The sequence below is a fragment of the Nocardia sp. bgisy134 genome (assembly GCF_057708325.1).
Genome location: NZ_JBYIRW010000013.1, coordinates 118,657 through 133,696 on the forward strand (window position 1 = coordinate 118,657; position 15,040 = coordinate 133,696).

Sequence of the window (15,040 nt, forward strand, 5' to 3'; positions counted from 1 at the left end):
GCGCCTTGCGAATTCCAGGATGACCGGGCGACCGACCACAAACAATTTGAATGTTTCTGGTAATCCTCAACGTTTTCATTGAGTTTGCTACCGTCGGTAGATGGGTATGGTGAGCGCGGCGCGGATGGAAACATTCCTGGTCGTCGCCCGCCAGAGCAGCATCCGGCGCGCGGCGACCCAGCTGCACGTCACCGAGGCGGCGGTGTCGGCGGCGGTCGCCCACATCGAGAAACAGCTCGGCGCCAAGCTGGTCAGGAAGGCGGGCCGGGGCATCGCGCTCACCGAGGCGGGCCGCGTCTACGCCGAATACTGCCGCAGCATCCTCGGACTCATGAAAGAGGCCCACGCCGCCGTGCGGCAGGCCGAGATCGGACGCCTGCGCATCGGCGTGGTGGCCACTGCGGGCGAATCGGTGCTGCTGCGGCCGCTGGCCAAGTTCCGCAATCGCTATCCCGACATCGAGCTGAGCCTGAGCATCCATCCGCGCGACGTCCTGTTCGTCGAATTGCAGCACCACGAAACGGATCTCGTCATCGCGGGCCGCCCGCCGAGGGAGGCGGGGCTGGTCACCCGCGCCCGCCGCGCCAGCCAGCTCGTCGTCGTCGGCGCGCCCGACCGCTGCCGCGACCCGCTGCGCTCCACCTGGCTGCTGCGCGGACGCGGCTCGGGCACCCGCGACGCCACGCTCGCCCTGCTCGACCAACTCCAGATCACCCCGCCCACCCTCACCCTCGGCTCGCACGGCGCGGTCCTCGCCGCGGCCCGAGAAGGCCTCGGCGTCACCCTGATCCACAACGACGCCGTCGAGCACCACGTCGAATCCGGCGCACTGCGCGTGCTACCGGTGGACGGCACCCCCCTCGACCGCCCCTGGCACGCCATCACCACCCGAACCCCCACCCCCACCACGCGCCTGTTCCTCGCACACATCATGGACCGCGCCGAGGTCGGCGAAGACGCCTTCCACCCCGGCTGACCACAGGGCGTCACCGTGGCTGTCGCGCCCGACGGCCCGGCCGCCGAAGGACGCGCGGAATCGCCCGCCGACTCACACCTGCCCGTGCTGGGAGTCGAAGGTGGCGGTGCGGCCGCCGAGGAGGATTTGCGCGCCGGGGTGGAGGATCACCGGGTGTCCGGGGAGGGCGCGGGTCCAGTCCTGGCCCGGTTGACGGATGTGGGTGCCGTTGGCAGAGCCGCTGTCCACCACGGTGACATCCCAGTCCTTCAAACGGATCTCGGCGTGGGTGCGGGACATGCCGCCGGAGGCGTCGTCCACGCGGATGGGGCGGGCGCCGCGGCGGACCGCCTCGGAGTGGTCGGGTTCGCGACCCAGTACGCAGTCGGAGTCGAGGATATAGGAGGTGCCGTCGTCGAGCAGCAGCAGGCCGAGCGGCGGGCGCACGCCGTCGGTGAGGACGCAGGTGAGCTGATCCATCCGGATACCGCAGACCGCGCAGAACGAGACCCGGGGATCGTTGTGGTGCTGGCGAGCGCACTTGTAGCCCTTGACGATCGCCTGCCCGGGCGAGTGCGCCGACCCTCGACCCGATGGCGGTACGGTTTCGCGGCGCGGTTCCGTGACCGCCCGCCTGCGTGAGCCGTCGATCGGTCCGGAACCGCGGCGGCCGGACGCCGCGGTGGACGCTCGCGGCACGGCGGTCTCGTCCTCGACCGGTGCACTCGGCGCCATCGTCTCCTCGAGATCGATGTCCGTGGTCGGTGGCGCCGCACGATTCGGCGGCACGGAACGCGGCGGCTCCGACCGCGCACGGTCGGTCCCGGGATACACCGAGGCCCGATCTCGTTTCACCACGGGCACTTTCCGCACCGGCTGCCCGTACCAGAGCACCGCCCCCGCGCCGGGAACGACACCCGATGCCAACGTGCACAGTCCGCGGATCCCCGGCAGTTCGATCGCCGAATCCACCTCGTCGACGAACAATCCGGCCCCGATCGCGGGCGCGGGAATCACCACCCGGTCGACAGTGAAACCGGCGTCGCTGCCGCGCAGCACCTCCGAACGGTCCCCGACCGTCAGCACCGCGCTGACCCCGCCGTGCAGGAACACCGCGAGCCCGGTCACGCAGGGGGTGAGCACGCCGAACTCGACGGCGTCCTCGTCGTCGAGACCCATCAGCCAGGTGGTGGCAAGGCGTGCGAACATGCGCCCGGTGCGCGTGCTCTCCTTGGCGGCCGCCTCGTCGACCAGACCGCACAGCGCGGTCAACGCCGCGCCCGCCGCCGTGTCCTCGGTCGGTGTCACATCGTGCCGATGGGCCACCACCACGACCACCCCGTCGCAGCACGCCACGAGATGCGTGCCGGGCAGCACCTCGACCTGCGGATCCGTCACCGCCACCCTCCTTCGCGGCGCCCGTCCCGGTCGGGCCGGTGCGCCGCCCCGCTCACAGGAACCTGCCTCCGTTGTACCGCCAGCGGTGGAAGAACAACCGGATCGGCCCGTTCACGAAGAGCCAGAACACGATCCAGGTGACCACGAAGTGGATCAGGAACGCCGCCGCCGAAGGCCGCAGGTGCTCGGGCAGCACGATCGTGGTGGTGCGCAGCAGCAGCCAGATCAGCAGCCCCTCGTTCACGATCGTCAGCAGCCCGAACAACGTCGGCCAGTCCTTCTCCCATCGGAATTGCTGCAGGAAGTGGTACAGCAGCTCCCAGAGCACGCCGACCAGGATCACCGCGAGCAGCACCGACAGGGTCACCCGATAGGACTGGCCGAGGGAGAGCGATCCGGTCGGCAGCAGCGGCGTGACGAACAGCGCCACCAGCAGCCCGATCGCGCCGAGCACGAACACACGGGTCTGGATTCGCCCGTTCAGTGTGGGAGTCATCGGTCAGATCTTCTTGTCGTTGACCCACAGCCACCACTGCCGAGCCGAGCGCAGCGGGCCGAGGCGCGGGCAGAAACCGAGCGCGGCGAGGTCGTCCGCCATTTCCAGTGCGGCGTACTGCAGGCCGAGGAACGAGTCGACGCCCGCGTAGTAGCCGCCGAGCGTCGCGCTGCCCGCGGCGTACACGCGCCCCGCACCGCTACGGGTGCCGACCAGCTCGAACGTGCGGTCCACGTCGAGCCTGCCGACCGGGTTGCGCCCGGCCCCCGCGTGGTCGAGCAGGTCGGCGAGCAGCCGGTGTTCGCGGATGTCGGCCTCCAGGCCGGTGCAGTCGATGATGTAGTCGGCGTGGGTGTCGAACGGTTGTGTCGGCGGCCGAAAAGGCAACGGCGCCTGCGCGTCCGGCTCGATGGTGGTCACCACGCCCGGCCTGCCCTCGGCGGGGCGCAGGTCGCGAGCGCTGCCCGCCATCACCTGGTACCAGCCCTGGGCGCGGCCACGCTTCAGTTGCTCCTGCCAGCTCTTGCGCACCGGAGTGTTGGTGCCGCCGAGCATCTTGTACAGCGCGGCGCGCTCCTCCCCCTCCAGTCCGCGCAGCTTCGCTTTCAGCTGCCCGCCCCAGGCGCCCTTCGGCCAGTTGAATCCCTGATAGGCCCATCCGTCGGCGCCTTTGCGGCGCATGAACACGCTCGGCCCGTGCGGACTGGCGACGTAACTGCGGAACAGATGCAGGATCTGGGTGTTGAGCCGGTGGCTGTCGCGATCGTCGATCAAACGCTGCAACACGCGGCTGGCCACGATCCCGGCGCCGCGGATCATGACCGTCCCCGGTCTTCGCTGCAACGCCTGATACACGTGCTCATGCGGTTCGTACGCGTTCACCACCCGGGTGGGATCGCGGAAGCGCTCGCGATAGGCCTGCAGGTCGGGCAGCAACCGCAGACCCGGATAGCCCACGGCCACATGCACATACGTGCTGCGGAAGGCCACCCGCTTGGTCGGTGTCGTGCCGTCGGGCGGCGTCAGGATCGTGTAATAGCCGCCGCCGTGGCGCTTGCGCACCATCCGGACCTGCCCCTTGTAGAGCGAGCGCGCGTAGTCGACGCGGTGGTACTCGCGCTCCATCGCGGCGAACACCTGCCCGGCGCGCGGTGTGTAGTAGTTGGTGAGGATCGGTTCGGTGAGCACGTTCCACAGCGGAGCCAGCGACTTGTCGGCAATCGCCTCGCGCACCGCGTACGACGGGAAGCCCCAGATGTTCTCGGGGGTGCTGCCGGAATCGCTGCGCAATCGCTCGCCGCGCGGAATCTGCGACACCCTGGTCAGGTATTCGTAGCCGGACCACGGCACGTCCTGCGGACCGAGCACCGCGATCGACCGCGCGGGCACGCCGTAGATCCGGAGAGTGTCGAAGGCGACGAACGACCCGATTCCACTGCCGATCGTCACGAACGGTACGTCGATGACCGGTATCCCGGCCTGGTTGAGCATGTCGTCGGTCCAGATGTCGGTGTCGACGAGGACCGGGGTGAGATCTCCCCGCATTCGCCGGATGGTACCGCCAAATTCCTATGGGGCGCTTGCGATCACCTTGTCCTCGCATACCTCGTTCGCGGCGACGCGCGCATCGATCTGCGCCAACCTGCCACGGGGCGGACCGCGGCGGACGTACCATCCCTGCGTGGCCGACTCGACTCGTTCCACCCCGCTGCGGGTGCTGGTGTACAGCAACGACGCCGATACCCGGCGCCAGGTGATGCTGGCGCTGGGCAGGAACCCGCACCCCGAACTACCCGAGCTGGACTACCTCGAGGTGGCCACCGCGCCGGTGGTCATCGAGCGGATGGACGAGGGCGGCATCGACCTCGCCATCCTCGACGGCGAATCGACGCCGGCGGGCGGGCTCGGCATCGCCAAGCAGCTCAAGGACGAGATCGAGCAGTGCCCTCCGGTGCTCGTATTGACCGGCCGTCCGGACGACGCATGGCTGGCGACCTGGTCGCGGGCCGAGGCGGCGGTCGCGCATCCGATCGATCCGATCCGACTCACCGAGGCCGTCGTCACTCTGCTGCGCAACCGCACCGCCGCGTGATTCAGAGGCGAATGTCATCATCGGGTAGCCGGACCGCGAGGCCGTCCTTCCCGGCGACCGATTAGCAATCGTCACCAATAGCGTCCGGCAATCACCGCGGGTGCGGGATCGTCGCGTGTGGCGCCGTCACCAGCGCGAGCAACTCATCGGCACTGGCGATACTCGCCGGTAGCTTTGGCGTGGTCCCGCAGCTGGGACGACGTCCCGGTTCGTCACGTGACGACGCCGACCGATTACCCCACATCAGTCATAAATCGTAGTTCCGAATTCGATCAAAGATCCGGGGTCAAAGGCGTCGCGGCCACTCGTATCAGTTGTAGGCTGTGCCGTAGCTCACATGGGCGAGAGCGCAGGTATGAGACCGGCTGTGTCCGATCTCCCTGACGCACGCCCCGCCGAGCGAGGCCATGGGGCGAGTCTGGCCGAGGCGGACAACGACGTCAGCCCGCCTCGGAAGCTGCCACCAGCCGCCGTCGAGGGAGCCCCGGGCTCGCAGGAGGGGAAGTGCAGTCGTGAACATGGAGTTGCCGACCCTGGTGCTCGGCGCGGTCGCCGCGGCATTCGCGGTCTTTTCCATCATCTTGGCGGCCCTCATCGGGCCGAAGCGCTACAACCGGGCCAAGCTGGAGGCCTACGAGTGCGGCATCGAGCCCACTCCGCACGCCGTCGCGGGCGGGCCGGGAAGCATTACCGGACAGCGTTTTCCGGTGAAGTACTACCTGACCGCCATGCTGTTCATCATCTTCGACATCGAGATCGTGTTCCTCTACCCGTGGGCTGTCCACTTCGATGCGCTCGGTCTCTTCGGTCTCGCCGCGATGGCGCTGTTCATCTTCAACGTCTCGGTTGCCTACGCCTACGAGTGGCGCCGGGGCGGACTCAGTTGGGACTGATCGCCACAAGGTTTCACCCGCACAGTGGAAGTGAGAGTTAGTCGGAAATGGGTCTCGAGGAAAAACTGCCCAGCGGCTTTCTGCTGAGCACGGTGGAGGATTTCGCCGGATATCTGCGCAAGGGCTCGCTGTGGCCTGCCACCTTCGGTCTCGCCTGCTGCGCCATCGAGATGATGGCCACCGGCGCAGGACGATTCGACATCGCCCGCTTCGGTATGGAGGCCTTCCGCGCCTCGCCGAGACAGGCCGACCTGATGATCGTCGCGGGCCGGGTCAGCCAGAAGATGGCGCCGGTGCTGCGGCAGGTCTACGACCAGATGACCGAGCCGAAATGGGTGCTCGCCATGGGGGTCTGCGCCTCCTCCGGCGGCATGTTCAACAACTACGCCATCGTGCAGGGCGTCGACCACGTGGTGCCGGTCGACATCTATCTGCCCGGCTGCCCGCCGCGCCCGGAGATGCTGCTGAACGCGATTCTGACACTGCACGCCAAGATTCAGGAGATGCCGCTCGGCGTCAACCGCGAAGAGGCGATCCGCGCCGCCGAGCAGGCGGCGCTCGCGTCGACCCCGACCATCCGGATGGAGGGTCTGCTGCGATGACCTTCGACTCCCCCGAGAACACCGACACCAGCACGCCCCAGTCGGAAATCGACGCGGCGGCGACCGCGGGACCCGAGGGCACGCTGCCACCGTCGACCGAACCCGAGCCGACGGGCGAGGAGGTCATCGGCGTGCGCCGCGGCATGTTCGGCATCTCCGGCACCGGCGACACCTCCGGTTACGGTCGCCTGGTCCGTCCGGTCACCCTCCCCGGCAGCACACCCGCGCCCTACGGCGGCTACTTCGACGAGGTCGTCGACGCGCTGCGGACAGCGATGGCGGCCACCGGAACGCCCTTCGAGAGCGCGATCGAGAAGATCGTCGTCTTCCGCGGCGAGCTCACCCTGCACGTGCGCAGGGAGCACCTGCCGCGCGTCGCGCAGGCGTTGCGCGACGACGCCGCACTGCGTTTCGAGCTGTGCCTCGGCGTCAACGGTGTGCACTACCCGCACGACACCGGCCGCGAACTGCACGCGGTCTATCACCTGATGTCGGTCACCCACAGCCGCAGGCTGCGCGTCGAGGCCTCGGCGCCCGACGCCGATCCGCACATCCCCTCGCTGTACTCGGTGTACCCCACCACCGACTGGCACGAGCGGGAGACCTACGACTTCTTCGGCATCCTCTTCGACGGTCATCCGTCGTTGACCCGCATCGCCATGCCCGACGACTGGCGTGGCCACCCCCAGCGCAAGGACTACCCGCTCGGCGGGATCCCGGTCGAATACAAGGGCGCGCGCATCCCGCCGCCCGACGAGCGGAGGGCGTACAGCTAGTGAACGACATCGATACTCAGCCCGGCGTCGACACCACGGACTCCGGGCGCGAACCCGCTGCGGACCGACAGCGGGAGCACGCCGTGAACCCTTCGGAGCCGACCGTCGTCACCGTCGCCGGTCAGGACTGGGACACCGTCACCGAAACCCTCGACGGCGCAGGCGAAGAACGCATCGTCGTCAACATGGGTCCGCAGCATCCGTCCACGCACGGCGTACTGCGCCTCATCCTGGAGATCGAGGGCGAGACCGTCACCGAGGCCCGCTGCGGCATCGGCTATCTGCACACCGGCATCGAGAAGAATCTCGAGTTCCGCAACTGGATGCAGGGCGTCACCTTCGTGACCCGGATGGACTACCTGTCCCCGTTCTTCAACGAGACGGCGTACTGCCTCGGAGTGGAGAAGCTGCTCGACGTCACCGAGCAGATTCCCGAGCGCGCCACCGTCATCCGGGTGCTGCTGATGGAGCTCAACCGGATCTCCTCGCACCTCGTCGCGCTGGCCACCGGCGGCATGGAACTGGGCGCGCTCACCCCGATGCTGTTCGGGTTCCGAGAGCGCGAACTCATCCTCGACGTTTTCGAGACCATCACCGGTCTGCGGATGAACCACGCCTACATCCGCCCCGGCGGACTGGTCCAGGACCTACCCGAGGACGGCGTCACCAAGGTCCGCGAGCTGCTGGCCCTGCTGCCGAAACGGCTGCGCGACATGGAACATCTGCTCACCCAGAACCCCATCTGGAAGGCCCGCACCCAGGACATCGGCTACCTCGATCTGACCGGATGCATGGCCCTCGGCATCACCGGCCCGGTGCTGCGCGCCACCGGCCTGCCGCTGGATCTGCGCAAGGCACAGCCCTACTGCGGTTACGAGAACTACGAATTCGACGTCCCCACCACCACCGGCTGCGACGCCTACGGCCGCTACCTGATCCGGGTGGAGGAGATGAAGGAATCGCTCAAGATCGCCGAACAGTGCCTGGACAGGCTGCGGCCGGGACCGGTGATGATCGAGGACAAGAAGCTGGCCTGGCCCGCCGATCTGCAGCTCGGGCCCGACGGACTCGGCAACTCCCCCAAGCACATCGGCCGCATCATGGGCACGTCGATGGAGGGCCTCATCCATCACTTCAAGCTCGTCACCGAAGGCATTCGCGTGCCTGCGGGCCAGGTGTACATCGCGGTCGAATCGCCGCGCGGTGAGCTGGGCGTGCACATGGTCAGCGACGGTGGCACCCGGCCCTACCGCGTGCACTATCGCGATCCCTCGTTCACGAATCTGCAAGCGGTGGCTGCGATGTGCGAGGGCGGCATGGTCGCCGACGTCATCGCCTCCGTCGCCAGCATCGACCCGGTGATGGGTGGTGTCGACCGATGACCGAAATCCTGTTGAAGCTCTCCACCCGGCCCGAGCCCTTCCCGCCCTATGTGCGCGAGCGACTGGAGACCGACGCGGCGGCGATCATCGCCCGCTACCCGCACCCGCGCTCGGCGCTGCTGCCGCTGCTGCATCTGGTGCAGTCCGAGGAGGGCCACGTCTCGGGCACCGGCATCGATTTCTGCGCCGACCAGCTCGGTCTCACCGGCGCGGAGGTGACCGCGGTGGCCACCTTCTACTCCATGTTCCGGCGCACGCCCACCGGCGATTACCACGTCGGCGTGTGCACCAACACGCTCTGCGCGGTCATGGGCGGCGACGCGATCCTGGCCGCGCTGGAGACCCACCTGGGCCTGCGTCACGGCGAGACCACCGACGACGGGTCGATCACCCTCGAACACATCGAATGCAACGCCGCCTGCGATTTCGCGCCGGTCGTGATGGTGAACTGGGAGTTCTTCGACAACCAGACGCCGGAATCGGCCCAGGCTCTGGTCGACGCGCTGCGCGCCGGGCAGCAGGTGACCCCGACCCGCGGCGCGCCGCTGTGCACGTTCCGGCAGACCGCGCGAATCCTGGCGGGCTTCCCCGACGAACGTCCCGGCGTGCTCGACGGCGCGGCGGGCGAGCCGACGGTCGCCGGTCTGCGGGTGGCCAAGAACCTCGAGATGCACGCGCCGCGGCCGAACGGGGAGGACCTCCGATGACCACCCTGACACCGGTGCTCTCCAAGTACTGGGACGACCCGCAGTCCTGGACCATCGCCACCTATCGCAGGCACGACGGCTACAAGGCGCTGCGCAAGGCATTGGGTATGGAGCCGGACCAGATCATCCAGACGGTCAAGGACGCCGGACTGCGCGGCCGCGGCGGCGCCGGCTTCCCGACCGGCATGAAATGGAGCTTCATCCCGCAGGGTCCCGGCCCCGACGGCACGGTGAAACCGCACTACCTGGTGGTCAACGCCGACGAGTCGGAACCCGGTACCTGCAAAGACATTCCGCTCATGCTGGCCACGCCGCACGTACTGATCGAGGGCGTGATCATCGCCGCCTACGCCATCCGCGCCGCGACGGCCTTCATCTACGTACGCGGCGAAGTGGTGCCGGTGCTGCGCCGGTTGCAGGCCGCGGTCGCGCAGGCGTACGACGCGGGCTATCTGGGCCGCGACATCCTCGGCTCCGGCTACGACCTGGAGTTGATCGTGCACGCGGGCGCGGGCGCCTACATCTGCGGCGAGGAGACCGCCCTACTGGACTCACTGGAGGGTCGCCGCGGCCAGCCGAGGCTGCGGCCGCCGTTTCCCGCCGTCGCCGGCCTGTACGCCTGCCCGACGGTGGTCAACAACGTGGAGTCGATCGCCAGCGTGCCGCCCATCATCCTCAACGGCACCGGCTGGTTCCGCTCCATGGGCAGCGAGAAATCGCCCGGCTTCACCCTGTACTCGCTGTCCGGCCACGTGGCCAGGCCCGGCCAGTACGAGGCGCCGCTCGGCATCACGCTGCGGGAGCTGCTCGACTACGCGGGCGGCGTGCGCGTGGGCCACCGGGTGAAGTTCTGGACGCCGGGCGGCTCGTCCACCCCGCTGTTCACCGACGAACACCTGGACGTGCCGCTCGACTACGAGGGCGTCATGGGCGCCGGATCCATGTTGGGCACCAAGGCTTTACAGATCTTCGACGACACCACCTGCGTGGTGCGCGCGGTGCTGCGCTGGACCGAGTTCTACGCCCACGAGTCGTGCGGCAAGTGCACCCCGTGCCGGGAGGGCACCTACTGGCTGGTCCAGCTGCTGAAGCGGGTGGAAGAGGGCCGCGGCACCGAATCGGATCTGGACAAGCTGCTCGACATCAGCGACAGCATCAACGGCAAATCGTTCTGCGCGCTCGGCGACGGCGCGGCCAGCCCGATTCTCTCCTCGCTGAAGTACTTCCGCGACGAGTACATCGATCATCTGCGCTCGGGCGGCTGTCCGTTCGATCCCGCGCGCTCGACGGCCTGGGCCGAGGCAGGAGAAGGGGCGCAATGAACGCAGTATCGCGTAGCGATTCGATGGGGGGTGGCGGCCGGGCGACGGGTGGGCCTGCGACCGTGAGCAGCAACACCAGCGGACTTGCGCCCGCCGATCTCGTCACCGTTGTCATCGACGGCACGGCCGTGAGCGTGCCCGCCGGGACCTTGGTGATCCGCGCCGCGGAATTGATCGGCATCCAGATTCCGCGCTTCTGCGACCATCCGCTGCTGGACCCGGTCGGCGCCTGCCGCCAATGCCTGGTCGAGGTAGAAGGCCAGCGCAAACCGGTCGCGTCCTGCACTCAGACCGTGGCCGATGGCATGATCGTGCGCACCCAGCTCACCTCGCCCGCCGCCGAACGCGCGCAGGAGGGGGTGATGGAGCTGCTGCTGATCAACCATCCCCTGGACTGCCCCGTCTGCGACAAGGGCGGCGAGTGTCCGCTGCAGAACCAGGCCATGTCCTCCGGCCGGCCGGAGACCCGGTTCGACGGCGTGAAACGCACGTACCCCAAACCGATTCCGCTGTCCACGGCCGTCCTGCTCGACCGGGAACGCTGCGTGCTGTGTGCCCGCTGCACCCGCTTCTCCCAGCAGGTCGCCGGCGACCCGTTCATCGAGCTGATGGACCGCGGCGCGCTCGAACAGGTCGGCACCGCCCAGGCCGAGCCGTTCGACTCCTATTTCTCCGGCAACACGGTGCAGATCTGCCCGGTCGGCGCGCTCACCGGCACCAGCTACCGGTTCCGCGCCCGCCCCTTCGACCTGGTCTCCAGCCCCAGCGTGTGCGAGCACTGCGCCTCGGGCTGCGCGCAGCGCACCGATCACCGCCGCGGCAAGGTGCTGCGCAGGCTCGCGGGCGACGACCCGCAGGTGAACGAGGAATGGAACTGCGACAAGGGACGCTGGGCCTTCGCCTACGCCACCGAGCGCGATCGCCTCACCACCCCGCTGGTGCGCGGCTGGGACGGCAACCTGCACCCCGCGTCCTGGTCCGAAGCGCTCGCCGCGGCCGCCGAGGGACTCGCCGCCGCGCACGGCAGCGCCGGTGTGCTCGTCGGCGGACGGGTGACCGAGGAGGACGCCTACGCCTACTCGAAGTTCGCGCGAGTCGCGTTGGACACCAACGACATCGACTTCCGTACCCGCCCGCACTCGGCGGAGGAGGCCGATTTCCTCGCGGCCAGGGTCGCGGGCCAGGGCGTCACCGTCGACTACGACGGGCTGGAGCGCGCGTCGATCGTGCTGCTCGTCGGCTTCGAGCCCGAGGAAGAGTCGCCGATCGTCTACCTGCGGCTGCGCAAGGCCGCCCGCAAGAGCGGCCTGCCCGTCTACTCGCTCGCGCCGTACGCCTCGCGCGGACTGGAACGCATGTCGGGCACACTGATCTCGGCGATGCCGGGGGCCGAGCCGCACCTCATGGACGCCCTGCGCACGGGCGAGATCCCGTTCGGTGGCCCGGAATTCGAGACCGTGGTCGCGGCGGCGCGCCTGCTGCGCACGCCCGGCGCGGTGATCATGGTCGGCGAGCGCATGGCGGGTGTGCCGGGCGCGCTGTCGGCCGCCGTCCGGCTGGCCGACGAGACCGGGGCGGCGCTGGCCTGGGTGCCGCGGCGCGCCGGCGAGCGCGGCGCGGTCGAAGCGGGTGCGCTTCCCGGGCTGCTGCCCGGTGGGCGGCCGGTGGCGGATCCGTCTGCCAGGCAACAGGTTCGCACGATTTGGAACGTCGACGAGCTGCCGGTGACCGTGGGGCGCGACACCGCCGCCATCCTGGACGCCGCGCCGACGCTCGGCGCGCTGGTCGTCGGCGGTGTCGACATCGCCGATCTGCCGGACCCCAACGCCGCGCTCACCGCCATCGACGCGGCCCGCTTCGTGGTCAGTCTCGAGTTGCGGCACAGCGCCGTCACCGAGCGCGCCGACGTGGTCTTCCCGGTGGCCACGGCCATGGAGAAGTCGGGCACCTTCCGCACCTGGGAGGGCAGGCCGCGCCGGTTCGACGCCGCGCTCGGCGAATCCACCGTGCGCCGCACCGCGGCGCCGCTCTCCGATCAGCGGGTGCTGCAAGCCATCGCCGACGAGATGGGCGTGCGCCTCGGCCTGCCCGACACCGCGGCGGCCCGCGCCGAACTCGCGGAGCTCGGCGCCTGGGACGGCCAGCCGGTGGCGCCGCCCGCGCATCGGACGCATCCGATCACCCAGCCCAGGCAGGGCACCGCGGTGCTCGCGGGCTGGCGCATGCTGCTCGACCGCGGCCGGATGCAGGACGGCGAGCCGAATCTGGCGGGTGTCGCCCGGCCACCGGTGATCCGGCTCTCGCCCGCGACCGCCGCCGAAATCGGTGCGGCCGACGACGATCCGGTCACCGTCAGCTCCGAGCGCGGCACGCTCACGCTGCCGCTGCTCATTACCGAGATGCCCGAACGGGTGGTGTGGCTGCCGCTGAATTCGCCCGGCAGCTCGGTGCCCGAACAACTGGCCACCCAGCCGGGCGGCGTCGTGCAAGTACGCCGCGCCGACGAGAGGATGAAGGAACACCGCCATGAGTGATCCCGCTCTGTTCGTCACGGCGACTGTGGGGCCCTCCGTGGCTACGCAAGTTACCGCCTCCGGACCTGACACGCTGGCCATCTTCGGCCACGATCCCCTGTGGCTCGTCATCGCGAAATCCGTGGCGATCTTCGTCTTCCTGCTGCTCACCCCGATGATCGCGGTGCTGGCCGAACGAAAGATCGTGGCGCGCATGCAGATGCGCATCGGGCCGAACCGGGTCGGCCCCAAAGGCTCGCTGCAGAGCATCGCCGACGGCGTGAAGATGGCGCTCAAAGAGGACATCGTCCCCGCCATCGTGGACAAGCCGATCTACATCCTCGCGCCGATCATCGCGGCCATCCCGGCCTTCATGGCCTTCGCGGTGATCCCGTTCGGCGGTGAGGTCTCCATCCTCGGCGAACGCACCGCGCTGCAGCTGACCGATATGCCGGTCGGCGTGCTGTACATCCTCGCCATCACCTCGATCGGCGTGTACGGCATCGTGCTGGCGGGCTGGGCGTCCGGCTCCACCTATCCGCTGCTCGGCGGCCTGCGTTCGACGGCGCAGGTCATCTCCTACGAGATCGCGATGGCGCTGTGCTTCGCCGCGGTGTTCCTGCATGCGGGCACCATGGCCACCTCCGGCATCGTCGCCGCCCAGGACGGCACCTGGTACGTCTTCCTGCTGCTGCCCTCGTTCCTGATCTACTGCGTGTCGATGGTCGGCGAGACCAACCGAGCCCCGTTCGACCTCCCCGAGGCCGAGGGCGAACTGGTCGGCGGCTTCCACACCGAGTACTCCTCGCTCAAGTTCGCCATGTTCATGCTGGCCGAATACGTCAACATGGCAACGGTTTCGGCACTGGCCACCACGCTGTTCCTGGGTGGCTGGCACGCGCCGTGGCCGATCAACATGTGGCCGGGCGCGAACTCGGGCTGGTGGGGCCTGCTCTGGTTCACCGCCAAGGTGTGGACGTTCCTGTTCGTGTTCATCTGGCTGCGCGGCACGCTGCCCCGCCTGCGCTACGACCAGTTCATGAATCTGGGCTGGAAGCTGCTCATTCCGGTGTCGCTGCTGTGGGTGATGCTCGTCGCCGCGGCGCGGGTGCTCGACGCCGAGGGATTCGCCTGGGCGACCGCCGCCATGATCGTCGCGGGCCTGCTGATCACCGGCATGATGATCGGCATGTTCCTGCGGGCCGGGCGCCGCCCCGGAGCCCCGCCCCTGGTGGACGAGCACGCGGTGGACGAGCACGCGCCGAGCGGAACCGGCGTCTTCCTCGGCTTCCCGACACCGCCGCTGCCCGCCGACGTCCGCCACATAGACCCGACGAAAGGCCACCCGCTGGAACCGCTTTCTGGTTTCGCGGTCACAGCGCTCACCATGTTCAAGAAGCCGAACACCGAGTTCTACCCGGAGCACAAGGTGCCGACCGCGCCCCGCTATCACGGTCGCCACCAGCTCAACCGCCATCCAGACGGGCTGGAGAAGTGCATCGGCTGCGAGTTGTGCGCCTGGGCCTGCCCCGCCGACGCGATCTACGTCGAAGGCGCCGACAACACCGAGACCGAACGCTTCTCCCCCGGCGAACGGTACGGCCGCGTCTACCAGATCAACTATCTGCGCTGCATCGGCTGCGGTCTGTGCATCGAGGCCTGCCCCACCCGAGCCCTCACCATGACCAACGAGTACGAGCTCGCCGACGACAACCGGGCCGACCTCATCTACGAGAAGGACCGGTTGCTCGCGCCAATGGAACCGGGCATGACCCCGCCGCCGCACGCCATGTACCCCGGGACGACCGAGGGCGACTACTACCGCGGCACCGTCCCCGGCACGGCCACCGAATCCGACGAGAAGCAGCCCGCGACAGCAGGCGCGGAAGGAGGGACGCGGTGAC

The 15,040-nt window shown here is 68.9% G+C and carries 13 protein-coding genes and 1 pseudogene; 11 read left to right on the forward strand and 3 right to left on the reverse strand.

Annotated elements, in window-relative coordinates:
* The first annotated feature begins 100 nt into the window (after positions 1 to 100).
* On the forward strand, positions 101 to 976 hold the full coding sequence (locus tag AC3ERS_RS22945) for a LysR family transcriptional regulator (RefSeq protein WP_431970115.1): 876 nt from the start codon (positions 101 to 103) through the stop codon (positions 974 to 976).
* Between the two features lie 72 nt (positions 977 to 1,048).
* On the opposite strand, the gene AC3ERS_RS22950 is transcribed toward AC3ERS_RS22945, so the two are convergent.
* The 3 genes from AC3ERS_RS22950 to AC3ERS_RS22960 are packed head-to-tail and all read right to left on the reverse strand — an operon-like array spanning position 1,049 to position 4,394.
* The gene (locus AC3ERS_RS22950; RefSeq protein ID WP_431970116.1) at positions 1,049 to 2,353 is read right to left on the reverse strand and encodes an FHA domain-containing protein; all 1,305 of its coding nucleotides are present in this window, start codon (positions 2,351 to 2,353) and stop codon (positions 1,049 to 1,051) included.
* A 52-nt stretch (positions 2,354 to 2,405) separates the two neighbouring features.
* A complete protein-coding gene (locus AC3ERS_RS22955) occupies positions 2,406 to 2,849 on the reverse strand; it encodes a hypothetical protein (RefSeq protein WP_431970117.1) in 444 nt (147 codons plus the stop codon).
* 3 nt (positions 2,850 to 2,852) lie between these two features.
* Positions 2,853 to 4,394: a hypothetical protein gene (locus AC3ERS_RS22960; RefSeq protein ID WP_431970118.1), complete on the reverse strand. Its 1,542-nt coding sequence runs from the start codon at positions 4,392 to 4,394 to the stop codon at positions 2,853 to 2,855.
* Positions 4,395 to 4,605: 211 nt separating this feature from the next.
* On the opposite strand from AC3ERS_RS22960, the gene AC3ERS_RS22965 reads away from it, so the two are divergent.
* The 10 genes and pseudogenes from AC3ERS_RS22965 (at position 4,606) to nuoI (ending at position 15,039) form a co-directional block, all read left to right on the forward strand.
* The gene (locus tag AC3ERS_RS22965; protein WP_431970223.1) at positions 4,606 to 4,941 is read left to right on the forward strand and encodes a hypothetical protein; all 336 of its coding nucleotides are present in this window, start codon (positions 4,606 to 4,608) and stop codon (positions 4,939 to 4,941) included.
* Positions 4,942 to 5,459: 518 nt separating this feature from the next.
* Positions 5,460 to 5,834 carry an NADH-quinone oxidoreductase subunit A gene (locus tag AC3ERS_RS22970; protein WP_431970119.1) on the forward strand — a complete coding sequence of 125 codons (375 nt, stop codon included), beginning with the start codon at positions 5,460 to 5,462 and terminating at the stop codon, positions 5,832 to 5,834.
* Positions 5,835 to 5,881: 47 nt separating this feature from the next.
* Positions 5,882 to 6,436, forward strand: coding sequence for a NuoB/complex I 20 kDa subunit family protein (locus AC3ERS_RS22975; protein WP_431970120.1), 555 nt, complete (start codon positions 5,882 to 5,884; stop codon positions 6,434 to 6,436).
* Positions 6,433 to 7,212, forward strand: a complete 780-nt coding sequence (locus AC3ERS_RS22980; protein ID WP_431970121.1) for an NADH-quinone oxidoreductase subunit C — start codon at positions 6,433 to 6,435, stop codon at positions 7,210 to 7,212. The genes AC3ERS_RS22975 and AC3ERS_RS22980 overlap by 4 nt, the downstream gene beginning before the upstream one ends.
* A gap of 83 nt (positions 7,213 to 7,295) precedes the next feature.
* Positions 7,296 to 8,594, forward strand: coding sequence for an NADH-quinone oxidoreductase subunit D (locus AC3ERS_RS22985; RefSeq protein WP_431970224.1), 1,299 nt, complete (start codon positions 7,296 to 7,298; stop codon positions 8,592 to 8,594).
* The gene (gene nuoE / locus AC3ERS_RS22990; RefSeq protein WP_431970122.1) at positions 8,591 to 9,301 is read left to right on the forward strand and encodes an NADH-quinone oxidoreductase subunit NuoE; all 711 of its coding nucleotides are present in this window, start codon (positions 8,591 to 8,593) and stop codon (positions 9,299 to 9,301) included. Before AC3ERS_RS22985 ends, nuoE begins: the two co-directional genes overlap by 4 nt.
* The gene (gene nuoF / locus AC3ERS_RS22995) at positions 9,298 to 10,623 is read left to right on the forward strand and encodes an NADH-quinone oxidoreductase subunit NuoF (protein WP_431970123.1); all 1,326 of its coding nucleotides are present in this window, start codon (positions 9,298 to 9,300) and stop codon (positions 10,621 to 10,623) included. The genes nuoE and nuoF overlap by 4 nt, the downstream gene beginning before the upstream one ends.
* 23 nt (positions 10,624 to 10,646) lie before the next feature.
* On the forward strand, positions 10,647 to 13,157 hold the full coding sequence (locus AC3ERS_RS23000) for an NADH-quinone oxidoreductase subunit G (protein WP_431970225.1): 2,511 nt from the start codon (positions 10,647 to 10,649) through the stop codon (positions 13,155 to 13,157).
* A pseudogene (gene nuoH, locus AC3ERS_RS23005) lies at positions 13,150 to 14,445 on the forward strand (NADH-quinone oxidoreductase subunit NuoH); the annotation flags it as partial. The gene AC3ERS_RS23000 and the pseudogene nuoH, both read left to right, overlap by 8 nt.
* Positions 14,446 to 14,484: 39 nt before the next feature.
* Positions 14,485 to 15,039 carry an NADH-quinone oxidoreductase subunit NuoI gene (gene nuoI / locus AC3ERS_RS23010; RefSeq protein WP_431970226.1) on the forward strand — a complete coding sequence of 185 codons (555 nt, stop codon included), beginning with the start codon at positions 14,485 to 14,487 and terminating at the stop codon, positions 15,037 to 15,039.
* Position 15,040 lies beyond the last annotated feature (1 nt).